The sequence below is a fragment of the Nocardioides sp. SYSU D00038 genome, from assembly GCF_016924665.1.
Taxonomy (GTDB): Bacteria; Actinomycetota; Actinomycetes; order Propionibacteriales; family Nocardioidaceae; genus Nocardioides.
The window spans coordinates 1-20441 of sequence record NZ_JAFFJT010000027.1 but is presented as its reverse complement, the minus strand read 5'-3'; the positions used below and the strand labels follow the sequence as shown (position 1 = coordinate 20441).

At 74.0% G+C, this 20441-nt stretch carries 18 protein-coding genes and 2 tRNA genes; 11 read left to right on the top strand and 9 right to left on the bottom strand.

The annotated features are described in order from the left end of the window. Positions 1–525: 525 nt before the first annotated feature. Positions 526–921 (top strand): hypothetical protein, encoded by a 396-nt coding sequence (locus tag JT721_RS16495; RefSeq protein WP_205474356.1) that lies wholly within the window; start codon positions 526–528, stop codon positions 919–921. Between the two features lie 76 nt (positions 922–997). Here JT721_RS16495 and JT721_RS16490 read toward each other — a convergent pair. Together JT721_RS16490 and JT721_RS16485 are read right to left on the bottom strand one after the other, a co-directional pair. Next, positions 998–1070, bottom strand: a tRNA-Lys gene (locus JT721_RS16490). Between the two features lie 69 nt (positions 1071–1139). Further along, on the bottom strand, positions 1140–2726 hold the full coding sequence (locus JT721_RS16485; protein WP_205474355.1) for an NAD(P)/FAD-dependent oxidoreductase: 1587 nt from the start codon (positions 2724–2726) through the stop codon (positions 1140–1142). A gap of 118 nt (positions 2727–2844) precedes the next feature. Here JT721_RS16485 and JT721_RS16480 point away from each other — a divergent pair, with 118 nt between their 5' ends. Both JT721_RS16480 and JT721_RS16475 read left to right on the top strand, forming a co-directional pair. Beyond that, positions 2845–3390: a hypothetical protein gene (locus JT721_RS16480; RefSeq protein WP_205474354.1), complete on the top strand. Its 546-nt coding sequence runs from the start codon at positions 2845–2847 to the stop codon at positions 3388–3390. Positions 3391–3423: 33 nt separating this feature from the next. Continuing rightward, complete coding sequence (locus tag JT721_RS16475) at positions 3424–5493, top strand: penicillin acylase family protein (RefSeq protein WP_205474353.1); 2070 nt, start codon at positions 3424–3426, stop codon at positions 5491–5493. A 4-nt stretch (positions 5494–5497) separates the two neighbouring features. On the opposite strand, the gene JT721_RS16470 is transcribed toward JT721_RS16475, so the two are convergent. Genes JT721_RS16470 through JT721_RS16460 form a run of 3 tightly spaced genes read right to left on the bottom strand, consistent with a single transcriptional unit; the run spans position 5498 to position 9817 of the window. Continuing rightward, positions 5498–6349, bottom strand: a complete 852-nt coding sequence (locus tag JT721_RS16470; RefSeq protein ID WP_205474352.1) for a bifunctional helix-turn-helix transcriptional regulator/GNAT family N-acetyltransferase — start codon at positions 6347–6349, stop codon at positions 5498–5500. Between the two features lie 10 nt (positions 6350–6359). Next, the gene (locus JT721_RS16465) at positions 6360–8120 is read right to left on the bottom strand and encodes an ABC transporter ATP-binding protein (protein ID WP_205474351.1); all 1761 of its coding nucleotides are present in this window, start codon (positions 8118–8120) and stop codon (positions 6360–6362) included. Continuing rightward, positions 8117–9817 carry an ABC transporter ATP-binding protein gene (locus JT721_RS16460; RefSeq protein WP_205474350.1) on the bottom strand — a complete coding sequence of 567 codons (1701 nt, stop codon included), beginning with the start codon at positions 9815–9817 and terminating at the stop codon, positions 8117–8119. Before JT721_RS16460 ends, JT721_RS16465 begins: the two co-directional genes overlap by 4 nt. A gap of 70 nt (positions 9818–9887) precedes the next feature. Here JT721_RS16460 and JT721_RS16455 point away from each other — a divergent pair, with 70 nt between their 5' ends. Beyond that, on the top strand, positions 9888–10787 hold the full coding sequence (locus JT721_RS16455) for an ABC transporter ATP-binding protein (RefSeq protein ID WP_205474349.1): 900 nt from the start codon (positions 9888–9890) through the stop codon (positions 10785–10787). After that, entirely contained in the window at positions 10784–11980 is a 1197-nt protein-coding gene (locus JT721_RS16450; RefSeq protein WP_205474348.1) for an ABC transporter permease, read from the top strand. The genes JT721_RS16455 and JT721_RS16450 overlap by 4 nt, the downstream gene beginning before the upstream one ends. A 72-nt stretch (positions 11981–12052) precedes the next feature. On the opposite strand, the gene JT721_RS16445 is transcribed toward JT721_RS16450, so the two are convergent. Then, positions 12053–12128, bottom strand: a tRNA-His gene (locus tag JT721_RS16445). Between the two features lie 42 nt (positions 12129–12170). Further along, entirely contained in the window at positions 12171–12818 is a 648-nt protein-coding gene (orn, locus tag JT721_RS16440; protein WP_205474347.1) for an oligoribonuclease, read from the bottom strand. Positions 12819–12893: 75 nt separating this feature from the next. Here orn and JT721_RS16435 point away from each other — a divergent pair, with 75 nt between their 5' ends. The 5 genes from JT721_RS16435 to JT721_RS16415 all read left to right on the top strand — a co-directional run bounded on the left by JT721_RS16435 (position 12894) and on the right by JT721_RS16415 (position 17356). After that, positions 12894–13439, top strand: coding sequence for a MauE/DoxX family redox-associated membrane protein (locus tag JT721_RS16435; protein ID WP_205474346.1), 546 nt, complete (start codon positions 12894–12896; stop codon positions 13437–13439). Between the two features lies 1 nt (position 13440). Then, on the top strand, positions 13441–14169 hold the full coding sequence (locus JT721_RS16430; protein ID WP_205474345.1) for a thioredoxin domain-containing protein: 729 nt from the start codon (positions 13441–13443) through the stop codon (positions 14167–14169). 111 nt (positions 14170–14280) lie between these two features. Then, the gene (locus JT721_RS16425) at positions 14281–15309 is read left to right on the top strand and encodes an adenosine deaminase (protein ID WP_307828101.1); all 1029 of its coding nucleotides are present in this window, start codon (positions 14281–14283) and stop codon (positions 15307–15309) included. Positions 15310–15427: 118 nt separating this feature from the next. After that, positions 15428–16078, top strand: coding sequence for a response regulator transcription factor (locus JT721_RS16420; RefSeq protein WP_205474344.1), 651 nt, complete (start codon positions 15428–15430; stop codon positions 16076–16078). A 99-nt stretch (positions 16079–16177) separates the two neighbouring features. Then, a complete protein-coding gene (locus tag JT721_RS16415) occupies positions 16178–17356 on the top strand; it encodes an Ig-like domain-containing protein (protein WP_205474343.1) in 1179 nt (392 codons plus the stop codon). Positions 17357–17360: 4 nt separating this feature from the next. On the opposite strand, the gene JT721_RS16410 is transcribed toward JT721_RS16415, so the two are convergent. Beyond that, complete coding sequence (locus tag JT721_RS16410) at positions 17361–17696, bottom strand: YnfA family protein (RefSeq protein WP_205474342.1); 336 nt, start codon at positions 17694–17696, stop codon at positions 17361–17363. 74 nt (positions 17697–17770) lie between these two features. Between JT721_RS16410 and JT721_RS16405 the strand changes: the two genes are divergently transcribed. Next, the gene (locus JT721_RS16405; protein ID WP_205474341.1) at positions 17771–18352 is read left to right on the top strand and encodes a dienelactone hydrolase family protein; all 582 of its coding nucleotides are present in this window, start codon (positions 17771–17773) and stop codon (positions 18350–18352) included. 276 nt (positions 18353–18628) lie between these two features. On the opposite strand, the gene JT721_RS16400 is transcribed toward JT721_RS16405, so the two are convergent. Further along, positions 18629–19849, bottom strand: a complete 1221-nt coding sequence (locus JT721_RS16400; protein ID WP_205474340.1) for an HNH endonuclease signature motif containing protein — start codon at positions 19847–19849, stop codon at positions 18629–18631. Between the last annotated feature and the right edge of the window lie 592 nt (positions 19850–20441).

Genomic DNA, 20441 nt, shown 5'->3' with positions numbered 1-20441 from the left:
TGCTGCTCCTGGCGGGTGCGGGGCACCCCCGACGGACTGCAGCTCCGACTCGACGGGTGGCTGCTACGGACCCTGGCTCGACGACGACTCGCTCTCCGAAGCGCCCGACAGCCGGTCCCCGGCCCCCGACCTGACCGTCAGTCCAGGGGACACCTTCAAGGTCTACGGTCACGGCTACAGCTCGACCTGCAACGACACCGGGGAGTGCAGCGAACTGGAACCCCTGAGACCCGTCGAGCTGACGGTGACCCTCCCGGACGGCACGCGGATGTAGCTCGGCGAGTTCACTCCCCGGGTGGTGAGAGACGGTCTCGACGTCGGGTTCGTTGCCAGCGTCACGGTTCCCACTAGTTCGGCCCTCGGGACGGGGATGGTGAGTGACAGCAAGTCGCCCGCTCACACTTACCGCTTCGTGATCGGGGACTAGGACGACCGCGACGAACCGACAGCCGCGTGCTGGACGTGGGCCCACCCGATTCGCGACGCTGGCTGACAGGACGCCCTGACGGTGGACGAGGAGATCGCATGCGCGAGGAGCACACCCCCGAGTACATCCGACAACAGCTTCGGCCGGTGCCGTACATCTGCGCTGGCCTGGGAGTAATCGGCATCTTGACTTCTTGGGTCTTGGTGTCAAGCGCGGCCCGCATCGCCTATCCGTTCGTGGCGCTGGTCTCGGCAACAGGACTCTGGTTCGTGGGGACCGTGGTGGGCGCTCGGATGGCCCGCAAGGGACGAGGTCGTGAGCCGCTCACCGGCGCGCAGCGCCTCACGGTGGCGTTGGGGGCCATCTCGGGGCCGGCCATCCTCGCCATCTCCCCGATAGCCGGCCTGCCGATGATCGTCGCGAGCTTCAGCATGTGGTTCTTCGGCGGTCTGGCCTGGGGCTACCCCACGGGCCTTCCCGACCTCAACCCGTAGCCGGTGATGGCGCGGCCGAGGCGCCCTCGAGAACGACAGCGGCCCCCGACCAGCAACGCCGGTCAGGGGCCATCAGTACGCCATCAGGGACTCGAACCCCGAACCCGCTGATTAAGAGTCAGCTGCTCTGCCAATTGAGCTAATGGCGCGTGCCGTCAAGCGACGTGAACACTACCAGCGGGCGAGCGGCCGGCGAAATCGTAAGGGCGTGGTGCTGCTCACCGCGAGGCGAGCACCGCCATCGCCGCCGAGTGGCCGCCGAGGCCCGAGACCGCGCCGCCGCGGCGCGACCCCGAGCCGCACAGCAGCACGCCGGGGTGGTCGGTCTGCACGCCCCAGGCCTGGGCGGGGGTGTCGAGGCGCGACCGGGGCGGCGCCCAGGGCCAGTCGAGGTCGCCGTGGAAGATGTGGCCGCCCGGCATGCCGAGGTCGGCCTCGACGTCCTGGGGGATCTTGGCCTCGATGCACGGATCGCCCCGCTCGTCGCGCGCGACCACCGACCCGATCGGGTCGAGCAGGTGCTCGTCGAGCGCGGCGATGGCCCGACCGATCGCGGCGGAGCGCGCGCCGGCGGGGTCGGCCTCGAACAGGCTGGCCGGCGTGTGCAGCCCGAAGTACGTGAGCGTGTGGGTGCCGGGCGGAACGTCGCCGAGGATCGAGGGGTCGGTGAGCGAGTGGCAGTAGACCTCGCCGGGGAGCTCGGTCGGCACCCGGCCGGCCGCGGCCTCGGCGTACGCCGTCTCGAGCTGCTGGTAGCCCTCGTTGAGGTGGAGGGTGCCGGCGAAGGCGACCTCCGGGTCGACCCCCGAGCGCAGCCGGGGCAGCCGGTCGAGGAGGAAGTTGATCTTCAGCTGCGAGCCCTCGGGCTTGGTGGCCGGGTCGGCCTCCTCGCCGAGCAATCCGCGCAGCACCCAGGGCGCGACGTTGCTCAACACGTGGCGGGCCTCGACGGACGCGCCCCCGGAAGCCGCATCGAGCTCGACGACCGAGACGTCGTCGCCGGGGTGGATGCGCGCGACCCGGGCCGAGGTCAGGAGCTCCGCACCCGCGCCGGCTGCCACGCGGGCCAGTGCGTCCGTGACCGCGCCCATGCCGCCGATCGGCACCCGCCACTCGCCGGTGCCGTTGCCGATCAGGTGGTAGAGGAAGCAGCGGTTCTGCACCAGTGACTCGCTGGTGAGCGAGGCGAAGGTGCCGATCAGCGCGTCGGTGGCGACCACGCCGCGCACCACGTCGTCGGCGAACCGGCGCTCGATCGCGAGTCCCAGCGGCTCGAGCACCAGCTCGCGCCACACCTCGGCCGAGACCTGCTCCTGCACGGCCTGCTCGGTGGGCAGCGGCTCCATCAGCGTCGGGGCGACCGCCGCGGCCAGGCCGGCGACGTCGGCGTAGAACCGCTCCCACGCCTCGAAGTCGGCCGGGCCTCCGGTGACCTCCTCGAACGACGCCCGGGTCGCCGGGCCCTCGGGCCGCTCGGCGAGCAGGCCGAGGTGGCGCCCACCGCGCACGACCGGCGTGTAGGACGCCGTCGTGCGCGACGCGAGCCGCACGTCGAGGTCGAGCTCGGCCATCAGCCGGTCGGGCATCAGCGAGACGAGGTAGCTGTAGCGCGAGAGCCGGGTCGGCCGACCCGGGAACGCCGCGGCCGAGACCGCGGCGCCGCCCACGTGGTCGAGCTGCTCGAGCACCAGCACCTCCAGCCCGGCCCGGGCCAGGTAGGCCGCGGCCACCAGGCCGTTGTGGCCGCCACCCACGACGACCACGTCGTAGCGGGCCTGGCGGGGTCGGGCGGGGGCGTCGCTCATGGCTCCCAACCTAGCCCCGCAGGACATCCGCCAGCGACCACGTCGTCACTCCGCAACTTTTCCCGAGCAGGGGTCGTCACACGGGCACCAGACGAAGAACCGAGAGGAACCAACCACCATGCGCACCACCACGATCGCGGCCCTGGCCACGACCGCCCTGCTGGCCCTGCCCGCCGCAGCGAGCGCCCAGACGATCACCATGGACGACCCGAAGGGCGACCAGGTGAGGACCGGGTTCGGCGGCGACGTCGACCGGGTCGAGGTCGAGCACCTCAAGACCCGCGTCGTCGTGTCGGTCGTCCCCGAGAAGGACGACGCCGCCGACTACTGGGTCGTGCACGTCGACACCGACGCCCGCAACCCCGGCCCCGAGTACGTCCTCGGCGCCTCGGTCGAGGTCGAGCCCAGGCTGACGGTCTCGAAGGTCGACACCTGGCACGACCCGGACGCGACCCGCACCTGCTCGCTGAGGTCGTTCCGCTACACCGACACCGGCGTCGCCCGCTTCAGCGTGCCGCGCCGCTGCCTGCGACCGGCCGGCGACCAGGGGCCCAAGCACGTGCGGATCAACGTCGAGGCGCGCAACGACTACCCCGACCGGAAGCCGGTCGACGTGGTGCCCGCCCACCACGCCTTCGGCAAGCGCTGGGTCGCCGTCGGCTGATCCGGCCTCGGATCTCGGCTAGCGTCACCCGACGTGGCTCGGACCTACCGCGACCCCCTGGGGGTCCCGCACGTCCGGGCCGCGTCGGTGTCCGACCTGGCGCGTGGCCAGGGCCGGGTCACCGCCCGCGACCGCACCTGGCAGCTGGAGTGGCTGCGGCGCCGAGCCACCGGCACCGTGGCCGAGGCGCTCGGTGCGGGGGCGACCGGCTGGGACGTGTTCGCTCGCCGCGCCTGCCTGGCCGGCACCGCCCGCCGGGCCGCCGCGGCGCTCGAGCCCGAGACCGCGGCGTTCGTGGCGGCGTACGTCGAGGGGGTCAACGCCGGCCTCGACCCCGACTGTCCCGAGTTGCGACGGCTCGACCTGGCCCCCACCCCGTGGGAGCCGTGGACGCCGCTGGCGGTCTTCCTCGCCCAGCACGTGCTGTTCGCGGCGATGCCCTCGAAGCTCTGGCTCCACCGGGCCCGCGAGGTGCTCGGCGACGAGGCCGAGCTGCTCTCGGCCGAGGGCCCCCACCCCAGCGGCAGCAACGCCTGGGCCGTGGGCCCGGCCCGCACCGCGAGCGGCCGGCCGCTCATCGGCGGCGACCCGCACCGCACGCTGGAGCACCCGAACGTCTACGCGCAGGTGCGGCTGGCGTGCGAGGACCCCGACGACGCGTTCGACGTGGTGGGGTTGGCCTTCCCGGGCGTGCCCGGGGTGGCCCACTTCGCCCACGCCGGCGGCGTCGCCTGGGCGATCACCAACGCGATGGGCGACTACCAGGACGTCTTCCGCGAGACCTTGCGCCGCCGCGACGGCCGCGTGGAGGCGCTCGGTCCCGACGGTTGGGAGCGGGCCGCCTCGCACCGCGAGACCGTCGCCGTCCGCGACGGGGAGCCAGTCGACGTCGAGGTGGTGCGCACCCCGCGCGGCTGCGTCTTCGACGGCTCGGTGGCCGACGGAGTCGGGCTGAGCCTGCGCACCGCCTCCGACGAGCTCGGCGACCTCGGATTTGACGCCCTGCTGCCGCTGCTGCGCGCCCGCACCGTCGACGACGTCGACCGGGCCCTGGACCGCTGGGTCGAGCCGGTCAACAACGTGGTCGTCGCCGACTCGACCGGTGCGGTGCGCTACCGCGTGGCCGGGCGGGTGCCGCTGCGCGACGACGCCAACCGGCGCGGCGTGGTGGCCGCCGACGACCCCGCAGCCGCTTGGCGGGGCTGGGTGGACCCGCTGCCCGCCCACGACGTGCCGGCCGACGGGCAGGTGGTCACCGCCAACGAGCGCCGCGGGCCCGAGAGCGACGCGATCGGCGCGGCGTTCGCCCCGCCCCACCGGGCCCGGCGGATCGCCGCGCTGCTGAGCGGCCGCTCCGAGCTCGACGCGGCGGACTTCGCCGAGGTGCACGCCGACACCCTGCTTCCGACCTACGACGCCGTGCGGGCGCTGCTGCTCGCGACGCCAGCCGAGCCGCGCGGGCTGCCGGCCCTGACCGCGATCCTCGACTGGGACGGCCGGATGGACGCCGGCTCCCGCGGCGCCGCGGCCTTCGCCGCCTGGCGCGGCGCGCTGGTGCGGAGGATCGCCGCCGCACCCCGGCTGGCGCCGCTGACCGAGCCGTCGGGCCACCCCGCGCTGCTCGAGCCGTGGCACGACCTGACCACCCGGGTCGCCCAGGCACTGGACACCCTGCTCGCCCACGGTGCGCCGTTCGGACTCGACCTGGCGGCCCTCGCGGCCGAGGCGCTGGCGGAGGCGTCCGAGCGGCTGGAGCAGACCAGCACCTGGGGCGAGGTGCACGTCCTGAGGGTGGTGCACGCCTTCGAGACCACGCTGTCGCCGCACCCGGCGCTGGAGCTGCCGGACGTCGGCGTCTCGGGCGATCACGACTGCGTGCGCTGCGCCGGCTCGGTCCCCGGGGTGACCGACGCGTGCGTGCGCGGCTCGGTCGCCCGCTACGTCTGGGACCTCGCCGACCGCACCGCCGGCGGCTGGGTCGTGCCGCTCGGCGCCTCGGGCGACCCCCGCAGCCCCCACCACCACGACCAGCTCGGACTCTGGGCCGAGGCCCGGCTCGCGCCGATCGTCACCGCCTGGGACCTGCTGGCCGAGGAGACCTGACCGCCTACGCCAGCACCTTCTCGAACCACGCCCCGGCGTAGGGGTTGTCGTTGTAGCGGGGGATCGGGCTGTAGCCGGCCCGCTCGTACATCGCGATCGCCTCGACCAGCGTCGGGTTGGTGTCGAGCACCACGCGGCGGTGCCCCAGCCGGGCCGCGAGCGCCTCGAGGTGGCGCAGCATCCGCGAGCCGAGCCCGGCACCGCGCCAGGCGTCGTCGACCCACATCCGCTTGATCTCGCCGGAGCCGTCGTCGAGCGGCCGGACGCCGCCGTAGGCCACCGGGGCACCGTCGCTGGTGGCCAGCACGAAGGTGCCCTCGTGGTCGGGCTCCCCGGGGTCGAACCCGTCGGGGAAGCGGCGGTCGAGCTCGGCGACGTAGCGCCCCACGGCGTCGAGCGCCTCGGGGGAGCGCGGGTCGACCTCGCGCAGCCGCACGGTCGCCGCCCGGATCAGCAGGTCGGCGCCGGCCAGCGCCTCGACCAGCCGCCCGCGCTGCCGCTCGGTCAACGGCGCCACCAGGTCGGCGGCCAGCCGCTCCGAGCGCTCCTCCAGCGTGGCGTGCGTACGCCGCCCGCGGGCGGTCAGCGTGACGAGCCGGCGCCGGCCGTCGGCGGGGTCGGGTGCGACGGAGACCAGGCCGCTGTCGGTGAGCGTGCGCAGCAACCGGCTGAGGTAGCCGGAGTCGAGGTCGAGCCGCTCGCGCAGGTCGCGCACCGACGCGCCCGCGGTGCCCACCTCGAAGACCAGCCGGGCCGCTCCCAACGGTAGGCCGAGGCCGAGGAAGGAGTCGTCGAGCGCCCCCACCCGCTGGCTCCAGGTCCGGTTGAAGTGGCGCAGCACGGCGGTCTCGGTCACATCTCTGACTCTAGTCAGGTATTTCCGGGGCGTCAGCCCAGGCCGCCCACAACCGCGCGTAGCGGCCACGGGCGGCGACCAGCTCGTGGTGCGGGCCCGCCTCGACCACCCGGCCCGCCTCCATCACCACCACGGCGTCAGCGTGCTGGGCCTGGGTGAGCCGGTGGGCGATGGTGAGCGTGGTGCGGCCCTGGGTGGCGGCGGTGGCGGCCTGCTCGAGGTCGCGGGCGCCGGTCGAGCCCGCCTCGGCCGTGGCCTCGTCGAGCACCACCACCCACGGGTCGGCCAGCACCACCCGGGCCAGGGCCAGCTGCTGGGCCAGGGCCGGGGCGAGCGGGGTAGCGCCGTCGCCGACCCGGGTGCCGAGGCGCTCGGGGAGGGCCGCGACGGCGGGCCAGGCGCCGACGGTGCGCAGCGCGGCCTCGAGCCGCGCGTCGTCGGCCCCGGGGGCGGCGAGCGTGAGGTTGTCGCGCAGGGTGCCGGAGAAGACGTGCACCTCCTGGGTGACCAGCGCGACGGCCGGGCGGTCGCCGGTGTCGGCGGTCGCGAGTGGCACCCCACCGAGCCGGACGTCCCCCCGGGTCGGCACCAGCCGGCCGGCCACGGCCAGCCCCAGGGTGGACTTGCCCGCCCCCGAGGCGCCGACCACCGCGACCCGGTGACCGCGCGGGACCTCGATGTCGACCTCGTCGATGGCCGGCCGTCCGGGGACGTACTCGTGGTGCAGCCCCCGGACGGCGAGGCCGGCGCCGGCGGGGACGCCGGTGGGCGCCGGTCGCACCGGCGGCGGCAGCAGCGCGAGGCCGGCCAGGCGGGTGAGCGAGGCGCCGGCCGACTGCGCCTCGTCGAAGAGCGTCACCAGGCCGCCGATGGGGTTGAAGAGGCGGTGGAAGAACAGCGCCGCGGCGGTCGCCGCCCCGACCGAGGCGGCGTCGGCGCGCACCAGCGCGAAGCCGACCAGCAGGATCGCGAGCAGCCCCACCAGCTCGGCGCGGTTGTTGCGCCCGAAGAACCGGGTGAGCAGGTGGAAGACGTCGATGGTCAGCGACGCGGAGCGCCACGACGCGGCGGCCACCTGCTCCTGGTGGCCCGCGGCCAGGCCGAACGCGCGCAGCGTGCGGCTGCCGTGGACCCCGGTGAGCAACGCCTCGGCCCGGTCGCCGTTGGCCTCGCGCTCGCGCCGGTAGTAGGGGCCGGAGCGCGGCAGGTACCAGCGCAGGCTGGCGACGTAGAAGGGCCCGGCGACCAGGCCGGCCAGCCCGAGCCGCCAGTCGAGTGCGAACAGCCCGCCCGCGGTCAGCACGACGGCGAGCACGGCGTTGACGAGGAACGGCACCACGTCGGAGAACGACGACGCGACCAGCCGCACGTCGTCGCCGACCCGCGACAGCAGGTCCCCCGACCCGGCCGCCTCGAGCTCGGCGGAGTCGAGGTGGAGCGCCCGGTCGACCACCTGCTCGCGCAGGTCGGCGAGCGCGGGCTCGGCCACCCTGGCCAGCAGCACGGTGGCGAGCACCGTGGAGAGCCCACCCACGACCGCGGCGCCGAGGATCCAGGCGACGGCGGCGACCAGGTCGTCGCGCGGGCCGCCGTCGCGCACCACGTCGACGATCCGCCCGAGCATCCAGGGCGCGACCAGCCCGGCGAGCCCCTGCACCACGAACGCCGTGACGCAGGCGGTCAGGACGCCTCGGCGCCGCAGCACCAGCGCGCCGGTGAGCCTCGCGGCCTCGCGAGCGGTCGAGACCGGGAGCCGGGTGGCCGCGCTCATCGCAGCACCGTGCGCCGGTAGTCGGCGTGGTCGCAGAGCGCCCGGTGGGTGCCGCTGCGCACCACCCTGCCGCCGCTGACGTGGACGACGAGGTCGGCGCGGGCCAGCAGCGCCGGGCTGGAGGTGAGCACGACGGTGGTGCGGCCGGGCACGGCGTGCCGGCCGGTGCGCAGCGCGTCGGCGATCCGCTGCTCGGTCACGCCGTCGACCGCGCTCGTGGGGTCGTGCAGCACCAGCAGCGGCGGGTCGGCGGCGAGCGCCCGGGCCAGGCCCAGCCGCTGGCGCTGGCCCCCCGACAGCGTGGTGCCCTGCACGGTCACCGGCTCGTCGAGGCCGTGCTCGGAGGCCGAGACCAGGTCGGCGACCGCGGAGTCCTCCAGCACCCGGGTCAGGCCGGCGTCGTCGAGGCGGCCGGCCGGGTCGACGTTGCTGCGCAGCGTGCCCTCGAACAGGTCGACGTGGTGGTCGGCCACGAGGAGACCGCGCCGGTCGCTGCCGGGCGGCTGCTCGGTGAGCTCCACGCCGCCGAGCAGGACCCGGCCCTGCTCGGGGGCGGCCTCGCCGCGCAGCAGCGCGAGCAGCGCGGCGGCGTCGGCCGGCTCGTCGGTGACGACCGCGACCAGCGAGCCGGGCTCGACGTCGAGGGTGAAGCCGGTCAGCGGACCGTGGGCGACGTCGTCGAGCGAGAGGGTGGGCCGGCCGTCGCCGGCGCGCTCGCCCACGAGCAGCAGCGGGGGAGCCGAGAGCAGCTCGACCAGTCGCTTCGCGCTGGCCCGCGAACCGGCCAGCGCCGCGACGAGGTAGGCCAGCATCCCCATCGGCTCGGCCACGAACTGGGCCAGCCCCACGATCGCGACCAGCTCGCCCACCGACAGCGTGCCGTCGAGGGCGCGGCTCCCGGCGAGCAGCGCCACCAGCGCGAGGAACGCCCCGGAGATGGCCAGCGTCACGCCGTAGAGCGCACCCTGCCAGCCGGCGGCGGCGACGCTCGCGCGGACGGCGTCGCGGCTGGTCGCGCGGTAGCGGCGGACCGCCTCGTCCTCGGCGCCGATGCCCTTGAGCGGACGCAGGCCGCGCACCAGGTCGGTCGCGGTGCCGGTGGCCCGGCCCAGCGCCTCCTGCCTCTCCCCGCTGCGGCGGGCCAGCCGGGGCGCGAGGACCTGGGTCACGACCAGCACGGTCGGCACGCCGAGCAGGATCACCAGCGCCACCTGCACGTCGATCGTGGCGAGCGCCGCCGCGCTGACGCACAGGCCCACGACCGCCGCAGCGGTGGTCGCGACCTGCGGCACCACCTTGGCGACCTGCTCGGCGTCGGAGGTCGCGATCGAGAGCACCTCGCCCGGCAGCCGCTCGGTGCGGGCGCCGCGGGGCGACAGCACGTGGGCGGAGACCTCGGTGCGCAGCCGGTGACCCTCGACCATCTCGGCGCGGACCTCGACGCGGGCGCCGAACCGGTAGGCGAGGCTGAGGACGGTGAAGTGCGCGCACAGCACGCCGGCCCACAGCACCAGAGCGCCGACGTCGCCGGTGGCGACCGCCCGGTCGATGACCACGCCGATCAGCACCGGCACCGCGGCCTCGCAGACCTGCCAGAGCGTGATCAGGCCGATGCTGGCGAGCAGGCGGCGACGCTGGCGGCGGAGCGTGCGACGAACCAGGCCGCCGGCGGTGCGGGGCGGGAGGACGTCGTTCACGGCACGGGGGAGCCTAGTGCGTGCCGCCCGCGCCCCGGCGCCGGACCACCGGGTCGCTACGGTGGCGGCCATGATCGAGACTCGGGGTCTGGTCCGACGCTTCGGCGAGCACGTCGCGGTCGACGACGTGTCCTTCGACGTTCCGGGCGGGCTGCTGACCGGCTTCGTCGGCGGCAACGGCGCCGGCAAGACCACCACGATGCGGATGATCATGGGACTGCTGGCCCTCTCGGCGGGGGAGGTCCGCTGGCAGGGACGGCCGATCACCGCTGCCGACCGGAGGCGCTTCGGCTACATGCCCGAGGAGCGCGGCCTCTACCCCAAGCAGAAGATCCTCGACCAGCTCGTCTACCTCGGCGAGCTCTCCGGGCTCACGGCGAGCGCGGCTCGCGACTCCGCCGCGGCGAGCCTGGAGCGCTTCGGGCTCACCGACCGCGCAGGCGACCGGGTGGAGAAGCTCAGCCTCGGCAACCAGCAACGCGTGCAGATCATTGCCGCGCTGCTCAACCAGCCGCAGGCGCTGATCCTCGACGAGCCGTTCTCGGGCCTCGATCCCGCCGCCGTCGACTCGATGGTCGACCTGCTGCGCGAGGAGACCGCGCGCGGCGTCCCCGTGCTGTTCTCCAGCCACCAGCTCGACCTGGTCGAGCGTCTCTGCGACCGGATCGTGGTGCTGCGAGCCGGCCGGGTCGTCGTCGAGGGCACGGTCGAGGAGCTGCGGGCCCGCGGCCCCGAGCGCCTGCGCCTGGTCACCGACGGCGACGCCGGCTGGGTGCGCGACGTCGCCGGTCTCGACGTCGTCGCCGTCGACGGGCCCGAGGCCCTGGTGCAGGTCACCGCCCCCGACGAGGGCGGGGCGGACGCCGTACGCCGGGTGCTGCTCACCGAGGGGCTGGCCCGCGGCGAGGTCCGCGAGCTCGCCGTCGTCCGCGCCCCGCTGTCGGAGATCTACCGGGAGGTCACCGCATGAGTTCGCCCACGACGCCCACCACGCCCCCTGCCCGACGTCCGTGGCGGCTGGTGGCCCGCCGCGAGGTCGTCACCCGGCTCACCGACAAGTCGTTCCTGATCGGCACCGCGATCACCCTGGTGCTGCTCGTCGGCTTCCTTGGCTGGACCGCCTGGTCGGAGGGGCGCTCCGACACCTACACCGTGGCGGCCACGGCCGACGGGCTCGCCACCGCCGAGCTGCTGGAGGAGGCGGTGCCGGGGGTCGACGACGGCATCGAGGTCGAGGTCCTCGAGGTCGACTCCGACGACGCCGGCGTGGCCGCGCTGGAGGACGAGGACGCCGACGTGCTGCTGCGTCCCGCCGACGACGGGTGGACGCTGGTGGGGGACGAGGAGGTCGACGACGACCTGGCGCTCGCCGTCGAGACCGTCGTGCGCACCACCGCCCTCACGGCCAACGCCGAGGCGGCCGGCACGTCGTTGGAGGAGCTCCAGCGGGGCAGCACGGTCGACACCGAGCTGCTCGAGGGCGACGCCGAGCGGCAGGACTTCGCGGAGGCGATGGGGGTGCTGCTCGCGTTCCTGTTCTACTTCGCGGCGCTCGGCTTCGGCTACACGCTCTCCGGCAGCATCGTGGAGGAGAAGGCCAACCGGATCGTGGAGATCATCACCACCAAGATCCCGGTGCGCCAGCTGCTCATCGGCAAGATCGCGGGCAACACCCTGCTCGCGCTGGGGCAGACGGCGCTGATCGTGGGGGTGGGTCTGGTCGGCATCACCTTCACCGACTACTCCTCGTTCCTCGGCGACGTCTCCGCGGGGGTCGGCTGGTTCGCCGCGTTCTTCCTCGTCGGGTTCACGTTCATCGCCTGCTGGTGGGCGGTGGCGGGGGCGCTCGCCAGCCGCGCCGAGGACCTCCAGACGACGGCCACGCCGCTGAGCTTCCTGATCATGGCGGTGTTCTTCGGGGCATTCCTGTTCGAGGGCGTCGTGCAGACGATCGCGTCGTACGTGCCGCCGTTCTCGATCGTGCTGATGCCGATCCGGGTGCTCAACGGCGACGCCGCCGCGTGGGAGCCGGTGGTCGCCCTGCTGCTCCTGGGCGCGGCGATGGCGGCCACGGTCGTGCTCGCCGAGCGGCTCTACCGCCGGGCCCTGCTGCAGACCCAGGGACGGGTCACGCTCAAGCAGGCCTGGACCGCGGCCGACTGAGCCGACCGCCCGAACGACGCCCGCGAACGACTCGAGCCCCCGACCCTGGTGCAGGGCGGGGGCTCGAGCCCGTGGGGTGAGTAACGGGACTTGAACCCGCGACATCCGCGACCACAACGCGGCGCTCTACCAGCTGAGCTATACCCACCACGGCCCCGGATCGTCCGGGCCGGGGAAAAGTCTAGGGGAGTCAGGCCCCGGACGTGGAATCGGTGTCCGCGGGCGGCGCACCCAGCCCGGTGAGGGCTCCGCCGTGCTTCTCGGCGAGCGCGCGGGCGGTGTCGCTGTCGGGGCCGGGAGGGGCCACGAAGACCGCCTCGCGGTAGTAGCGCAGCTCCTCGATGCTCTCCTGGATGTCGGCCAGCGCCCGGTGGTTGCCGCGCTTGGAGGGGGCCTGGAAGTAGGCGCGGGGGAACCAGCGGCGCGACAGCTCCTTGATCGAGGAGACGTCGACGATCCGGTAGTGCAGGAACGACTCGAGCGTTGGCATGTCGCGGGCGAGGAACGAGCGGTCGGTGGCGACCGTGTTGCCGGCGAGCGGGGGCCGGCTGTTGGGCGGGCAGTGCTCCTGCACGTAGGCGAGCACCTGCGCCTCGGCGTCGGCGAGGGTGAGGCCGGAGTCGAGCTCGGCGAGCAGCCCGGACTTCTCGTGCATGGTCCGCACGTAGTCGGTCATCTGCTCCAGTGCGGCGGCGGGCGGCTTCACGACCAGGTCGATCCCCTCGCCGAGCACGTTGAGGTCGAAGTCGGTGACCAGGGCAGCCACCTCGATCAGCGCGTCGGCACCCAGCTCGAGGCCGGTCATCTCGCAGTCGATCCAGACCAGTCGTTCGTTCACAGTCGGCCAGCCTACGGTGCCGCCCGGTGGCTGCTCTCAGCGCCGGTTCAGCATCGGCCGGTACCGTCCGGGCACGTGAAGGAGTGGCTGGGCCTGCTGGCACGTCTGGTGACCGGCGGCGTGTGGATCTGGGCCGCGGTCGTGAAGCTGCCCGACCCCGCCACCAGCGTCCAGGCCGTCCGCGCCTACGACCTGCTCCCCGAGGCGGTGGTGCCGACGGTCGGGCAGCTGCTGCCGGTGGTCGAGCTCGTCGTGGGCGTCACGCTGGTGCTCGGGCTGCTGACCCGCGGCTCCGGCGTGCTCTCGGCGGTGCTGTTCCTCGCCTTCATCATCGGCATCGCCTCGGTGTGGGCGCGCGGCATGGAGATCGACTGCGGCTGCTTCGGCGGCGGCGGGCACGAGCCGGGCGCCGCGTCGTCGTACCCCTGGGAGATCGCGCGCGACGTCGGGCTGCTGGCACTCTCCGTCTACGTCGCCTGGCTGCCGCGCACCCGGCTCGCGCTCGACTCGCTGCTCCTCCGCCGTCCCGCCCCGGCGCTCGACCCCGAGCCCGACCACGAGCCCGACCACGAGCCCGACCACGACGACCGCTCGACCGTCCCCCTGAACGAAGGATCCTGAGATGTCCAAGCAGGCCCAGGCCAAGCGCGCCGCGCGGCTGGAGGAGGCGAAGCGCGAGGCCGAGGCGGCCCAGCGCCGCCGCGCCCGAACGATGATGGCCGGCGTCGCCGGCGTGCTGGCGCTGATCGTGCTGCTCGGGTTCCTGGTGGTGCGGTCGATGGACGACAGCAAGGACGTCAGCGCCGCCCCGGCGGGCGAGGGCGACCACGGCGTGGCGATCGGCGACCCCGACGCGCCGCACCAGGTGGTCATCTACGAGGACTTCCTCTGCCCGTTCTGCGGTGACCTCGAGGCGGCGTCGCGCGACGACCTCGCCGAGCTGGCCGAGGCGGGCAAGGTCTACGTCGAGTACCGGCCGTTCGACCTGCTCAGCCGGATCAGCGACTACCCCATCCGTGCCACCGCGGCGTTCGCCGTCGTGCTCGAGGAGTCGGGTCCGGAGGTCGCCAAGGAGTTCCACGACCTGCTCTTCGAGAACCAGCCGTCGGAGGAGGGCCCGTTCCCGGAGGACGGCGAGCTGGTCGACCTCGCGGTCGAGGCCGGGGCCGACCGCGACGCCGTCGCCGCCGGCATCGAGGACCTCGCCGGCAAGGACTGGGTCGACGAGGCGACGCGCGCGGCCTCCGAGGCCGGCGTGCAGGGCACGCCGACGGTGCTGGTGGACGGCGAGGTCGTGCAGGAGGGCTCGATGGAGGACCTCGCCGACCGGATCGTCGAGCTGGTCGGCTGAGCCGGCTCCCGGACCGCCCTCTCGCGACCACCCTGTCCGTGGTCGCGGGAGGGCCTCGGACCGCCGCTGCGATTTGCCCCGGCGCCGCGGGTCGCTGAGATCATCGCGAGCGTGACCGACCTCTCCGCCTTCATCGCCGGCCTGCCCAAGGCCGAGCTGCACGTGCACCACGTCGGTTCCGCCTCCGAGCGGATCGTCAGCGAGCTCGCGAGCCGTCACCCCGGCACCGTCCCCAGCGACCCCGACCGGCTTCGGGAGTTCTTCGCCTTCCGCGACTTCGCCCACTTCATCGAGGTCTACCTCGCGGTGGTGGCGCTGATCCGCACCCCAGAGGACATCCACTACCTCACCTACGAGATCGCCCGGGAGATGGCGACCGGGCAGCAGCTGCGCTACGCCGAGCTGACGTGCACGCCGTACACCTCGGTGCGGCCGCACGACGACGACCTGGGCATGCCCGTGGAGGGCTACACCGAGGCGATCGAGGCGGCGCGGCTGGAGGCCGAGCGCGACTTCGGGCTGGTGCTGCGCTGGATCTACGACATCCCCGGGGAGTTCGGCATCCCCGGCGCCGACGGCACCCTCGACATCGCGCTGAACCACCGACCCGAGGGACTGGTGGGGTTCGGCCTGGGCGGGCCGGAGATCGGCGTCCCGCGGCCGCAGTTCCAGCGCCACTTCGACGCCGCGCGCGAGGCCGGCCTGCGCTGCGTGCCCCACGCGGGCGAGACCACCGGGCCCGAGACGGTCTGGGACGCGCTGCGGGTGCTGCGCGCCGAGCGGATCGGCCACGGCACCTCGGCGGCCCAGGACCCCGAGCTGCTCGCCCACCTAGCCGCCACCGGCATCCCGCTGGAGGTCTGCCCGTCGTCCAACCTCGCCACCCGGGCGGTCGCCAGCCTGGAGGACCACCCGATCCGGGCGTTCCGCGATGCCGGGGTGGTCGTGACCGTCAACTCCGACGACCCGCCGATGTTCGGGACGACCCTCAACCGGGAGTACGAGATCGCGGCCGACCTGCTCGGCCTCGACGCCGCCGGCGCCGCTGAACTGGCGAGGACGGCGGTGCGGGCGTCGTTCGCCCCGGACGACGTGCGGGCCCGGGTGCTCGGCGAGATCGACGCCTACGCCGCCGGCTGACCTGCCACGTGCGGGGCCCCGCGGACTCATACTCCGCGGGGCCGATCCCTGTCTACCGGGCCCGGACGTCGACCTGAGGGAGGCGCGGGGCGTGTCGGGGGCCTACGCTGGCCTCCTCATGCCCAGCACCCCGCCCATCACCGTCGCCATCGTCAACGACTACGAGCTCGTGGTCGCCGGTGTCGCCTCCCTGCTCGAGCCGTTCTCCGACCGGGTCGCGGTCGTCGAGCTCGACTCCGGGCTGCCGGTCGTGAGCGACGTCGACGTGATCCTCTACGACACCTTCGGCCAGGTGCAGGGCGACGGCGTCGACCTCGACGGCCTGGTGCGCGACGGGCACGCGAAGGTGATCGTGTTCAGCTGGAACCTCCACCCCGAGCTGGTGGAGAACACCCTGGCGCGGGGAGCCCGCGGCTACCTGTCCAAGGCGATGTCGGCGGAGGAGATCGTGGTCGGCATCGAGGAGGTGCACCGCGGCGGCACCGTGGCGCCGGTCGGCGACTCCTCTCTCGGCACCGAGCGCGGCGAGTGGCCCGGCCGCGACGTGGGGCTGAGCGCCCGCGAGGCCGAGGTGGTGGCGCTGATCACCCAGGGCCTCTCCAACCGGGAGATCGCCGAGCGCACCTACCTCAGTATCAACTCGGTCAAGACCTACATCCGCACCGCCTACCGCAAGATGGGCGTCGAGCGCCGCGCACAGGCGGTGCTCTGGGGCATCGCCCACGGGTTCGAGCCCGACCGGCTGCGCGTCGTCGACAACCGGCGCTGACGGCGGGACACAGGGGCGGCCACGCGGGACGGCGCGCCCTCGCGGCCGGGACAAGCCGCCCGGCACCGTTCGGTCACCCGTGACCGGAAGGAACGCCGCATGCCCCGCCCCACCCGCCTCGTCCGCCTCGCCGGCGCACCCCTGGCCGGCGTCCTGCTCGCCGGCGCCCTCGTCGGCGCCGGCTCGACCGCCCCGGCGCGGGCTGCCGACGACCCGGCGCTGCCGACGGTGTCGCTCGTGCCTCGCGGCGAGCCGTCGGAGCACGGCTGGTGGCCGGTGCCGGTCACGGTCGACGTCGCAGCGTTCCCGGGTGCGGCAGGCGCCCTGGTGGAGCGCCTGCACTGGCAGCTGAGCAACCCGCAGGACAGCGGCGTGCGCGAGGGTCGCCTGGCGTCGTTCGTGCTCGACCAGGAGGGTGAGAGCACGCTGCGGGTGCGGGCCCGGGACGCCTCGGGCGCCGCCGGCCCCGAGGCGGCCCTCACCGTGCGGGTCGACCTGCGCGGCCCGACGATCGACGTCGCCCCGCAGCCGCCGCTCGCGCTCGGCGCGGTCGCCGCGCCGTCGTACTCCTGCGCCGACGCCCTGTCGGGCCTCGCCGACTGCTGGACCGACGGGCTCCGCCCCGACGGCACCTTCGACACGTCCCGCCCGGGCGTGCACCGGGTGCTGGTCTTCGCCTCCGACCGGGCCGGGCACGTGCGGATGACCGAGCTCGACTACGTCGTCGAGGCGCCGCCCGCCCGGCCGGCCACCACCCGGCTGGGCGCCCCAGCCGTCGCCTCCAGCCGCGTCCCGGTGCCGCTCGACGTGGCGGTCGCCTCCGCCGGCGTGCCGGTCACGTCCGGCACGTTGACGGTGCTCGACGGCGGCCGCGCGGTCGGCACCTGGCCCGCGGCCCGGCGGCTGTGGGTGTCGCTGCCGGTGGGCGCGCACCGCCTCGTCGTCGTGCACCGGAGCCCGGAGCACCTCGAGTCACGCTCGGGGGTCGCGGCGGTCACGGTGAAGTCGCCGACCACGACCACCGCGACCTACCGGCTGCGCCGGGGCACGCGGGGGACGGTCCGGGTGAAGGTGACCGGACCGGACGCCCGGCCCAGCGGTCGGGTGCGGGTCTACGACGGCAGGCGGCTGGTCGGGTCGGCGCGGCTCGGACGTGACGGCACCGTCCTCGTGCGCTCGACGAGGCTGGCGGCGGGGCCCCACCGGCTGACCGTGCGCTACGCCGGCTCGGCCACCACCCTGCCGTCGGCCTCGCCGGTGCGCCAGGTCCGGCTCTGAGACCTCAGGCGTCGCGCGGGGCGTACATGATCACCGCGACGCCGGCCAGGCAGATCGCCGCGCCAGCGAGGTCCCACCGGTCGGGCCGGAACCCGTCGAAGACCATCCCCCAGGCCAGGGAGCCCGCCACGAAGACGCCGCCGTACGCCGCCAGGATGCGGCCGAAGTGGGCGTCGGGCTGGAGCGTCGCCACGAAGCCGTAGAGGCCGAGCGCGACCAGCCCGGCGCCGACCCAGAGCCAGCCGCGGTGCTCGCGGACGCCCTGCCAGACCAGCCAGGCGCCGCCGATCTCGGCGAGCGCGGCCGCGGCGAACAGGACGAGCGAGCGGGCGAGGGTCACGCAGGCATTGTCGCAAGGGGGCCGTCGGCGTCGTAGCGTTCGTGGTCGACCGCTGTTGACGACGAGGGGACCCCATGGCCGACGTACTGCTCCTCCACCACGTGCAGGGACTCACCGACGGGGTGCGGGAGCTCGCCGACCGGCTGCGCGCCGGCGGGCACACCGTGCACACGCCCGACCTGTTCGAGGGCGTCGTGGCGGACACGCTCGAGGACGGGATGTCACTGGCACGGACGCTGAGCGACGACGAGGTCGACGCCCGGCTGGCCGACCTGCCCACCGACGTCGTCCACGCCGGCATCTCGTGGGGGGTCGCCACGGCGCAGCGCCACGCCCAGACCCGACCGGGCTCCCGCGGCGCCGTGCTGCTCGAGGCCTGCCTGCCGATCTCGGGGGAGTGGGCCGTCGGCCCCTGGCCCGCGGGTCTCCCCGTGCAGGTGCACGGCATGGACCAGGACCCGTTCTTCGCCCTCGAGGGCGACCTCGACGCCGCCCGCGAGGTCGTGGCCGCCGCCGGCCCCGGTCTGGGCGAGGTCTTCACCTACTCCGGCGACCAGCACCTGTTCACCGACAGCTCGCTCCCGTCGTACGACGCCGACGCGACCGCCCTCGTCGTCGAGCGGGTGCTGGCCTTCCTCGACCGCGTCGCTGGTTGAGGAAGGCGTGCAACGCTCCCGCTGGTTGAGGAAGGCGTGCAACGCTCCCGCTGGTTGAGGAAGGCGTGCAACGCCTGTCTCGAAACCCGGTGAGACGAGGGCCCTCCAGCGCGTTCGGCTGCCGGGCGCGCGGTGGGTTGCGGTCGCAGGACGATCAATGTGGTTGCTCGCCGTGGCTGGTCGCGGTGGGTGGGCGCGCGCCGTCGGCGGCTGGCGGGTTCGCTGGGGTCGACCGTCGTGGTTGCGGTCCGAAACAGTTCAGGAGGGACGGGCGACTCACGTGCGCCTGTGGAACTGGACCTTGCCGGTGGGTAGGTAGGTCGTGTTGTAGGCCGGGTCGTGTGCTCGTTGGTGGTGTGAGGGGCAGAGGAGGACGCCGTCGCGGAGGTCGGTGTTGCCGCCGTCGGTCCAGCGGGTCCTGTGGTGGGACTCGCAGGTGGAGGCGGGTCGGTCGCAGCCTTCGCTGCGGCAGGTCTTCTGCTGCAGGCCGAGGGCGATCCGTTGCGGGGTGGTGAACAGTCGTCGGGTGCGGCCGAGGTCGAGGACCTGGGACTGTCCGTCGAGGACAGCGGGGATGAGTCCGGCTTCGCAGGCGAGGCGTCGGGCGGCGCCGGGGCTGATCCGGGTGCCGGTGTCGAGCTCGCACGCCGCGAGCCGGCCCTCCAGCACGGCGAGCGGGATGGTGACGACGACGGTGGCGTTGACGCCGCCTCGCTGGGGGAGCCGGTCGGCGGGGTAGCGGAGGATGTAGTCGCAGAACGCCTGGCCCAGTGTCTGCGAGGTGACCTTCTCGTGGGTGAGCGCGGCGTGGGCGAACAAGGCCTTCTTGAGGGCTTCGGCGTGCATGGTGGGGATGACGAACCGGCCGTGGGTCCGGCCTTCGCCGTCGTCGAGCATGGTGAGTTTGCAGGCCTTCTCGGCCTCGCGCTCCTCGCGCTCGAGGGCTGTTGCCTCTGCTGCTTCGCCGACCTCAGGGCAGACGAGGTCGAGGATGCGATTGCCGAAGACGACCAGGTCCTTGGCGTCGTGGTGCTGGGCCAGCTCGACCAGTTTGGCCTGCGCCTGCTCGCGGACCGCGGCGTCCACGTCGTCGGGGAGCTTGTCGATCGCCCTGGCGATGACCTCGGCCTGCTCCAGCAGCAGCTCACCGCGTCCAAGCGCCTGTGCGACGACGGGCATGGTGTCGAGCAGCTCCGCCAGCCGCATCGTCCTGGCGGTCTCGCGGCGGGTCGCGCGGGTCGCGACCGCCAGCCACGCCGCGGTGCTGGTGGCGCCGGAGGCGGCCTCGACCTTCTGGGTCTGAGCGTGCCTGGCGACCCTCAGCTTCAGCGCCGCCACCTGGGACTCGAGCTTGGCGAGCTCGGTGAGGGTCTCGGCGGCTTCAGGTGCCTGCACGCTCCACAGCGGCAGCTCCCCAACCTCGCCCAGCGTGGCCCGCACCTCCGCGACGGCACGCGAGATGCGGTGCCGTCCGTGGGGTGTGACCTTCGCTGTCATGCCTCCACCCAAGCACCGACCACCGACAGTCCCCGGCCTGGTTTTCGCGTTGTCCACAACGGGATTCGACGTTGTGACCCGATCGTTACCTGGGTCGCCGGTGGTTGAGGAAGTCGCGCTAGCGACTGTCTCGAAACCTCCGCCGGCCGAACACCCTGCCGTCCTCACCGAAGGGTTATTGTCTCACCGGGTTTCGAGACAGGACTTCGTCCTTCCTCAACCAGCGATACGCGAAGCCCGCGCATGCTGGCGGCGCGAGCTTGCGAGTGCCGGCAGTGCGCCGTACAGCAGGCCGACCGAGGCTCGCGGTCAAGGACGCCGAAGGCGCCGCAGGGAATCCTTGACGGCGAGCGTCGGCCTGCTAGGCGCGCGGGCGCCCCGAGTCACCACAGGAGTGGCCCGACGCCCGAGCGATCGGAGGGCGTTCATCTCGCCGGGTTTCGAGGCTCGTCGCTAGCGCTCCTCGCACCTCAACCAGCGCCCGGTGGTTGAGGAAGTCGCGCTAGCGACTGTCTCGAAACCCCCACCGGCCGAACACCCTGCCGCCCCAACGGATGCGGACTCGGGTATCGCCGAGCCGTCGTCAATTAAC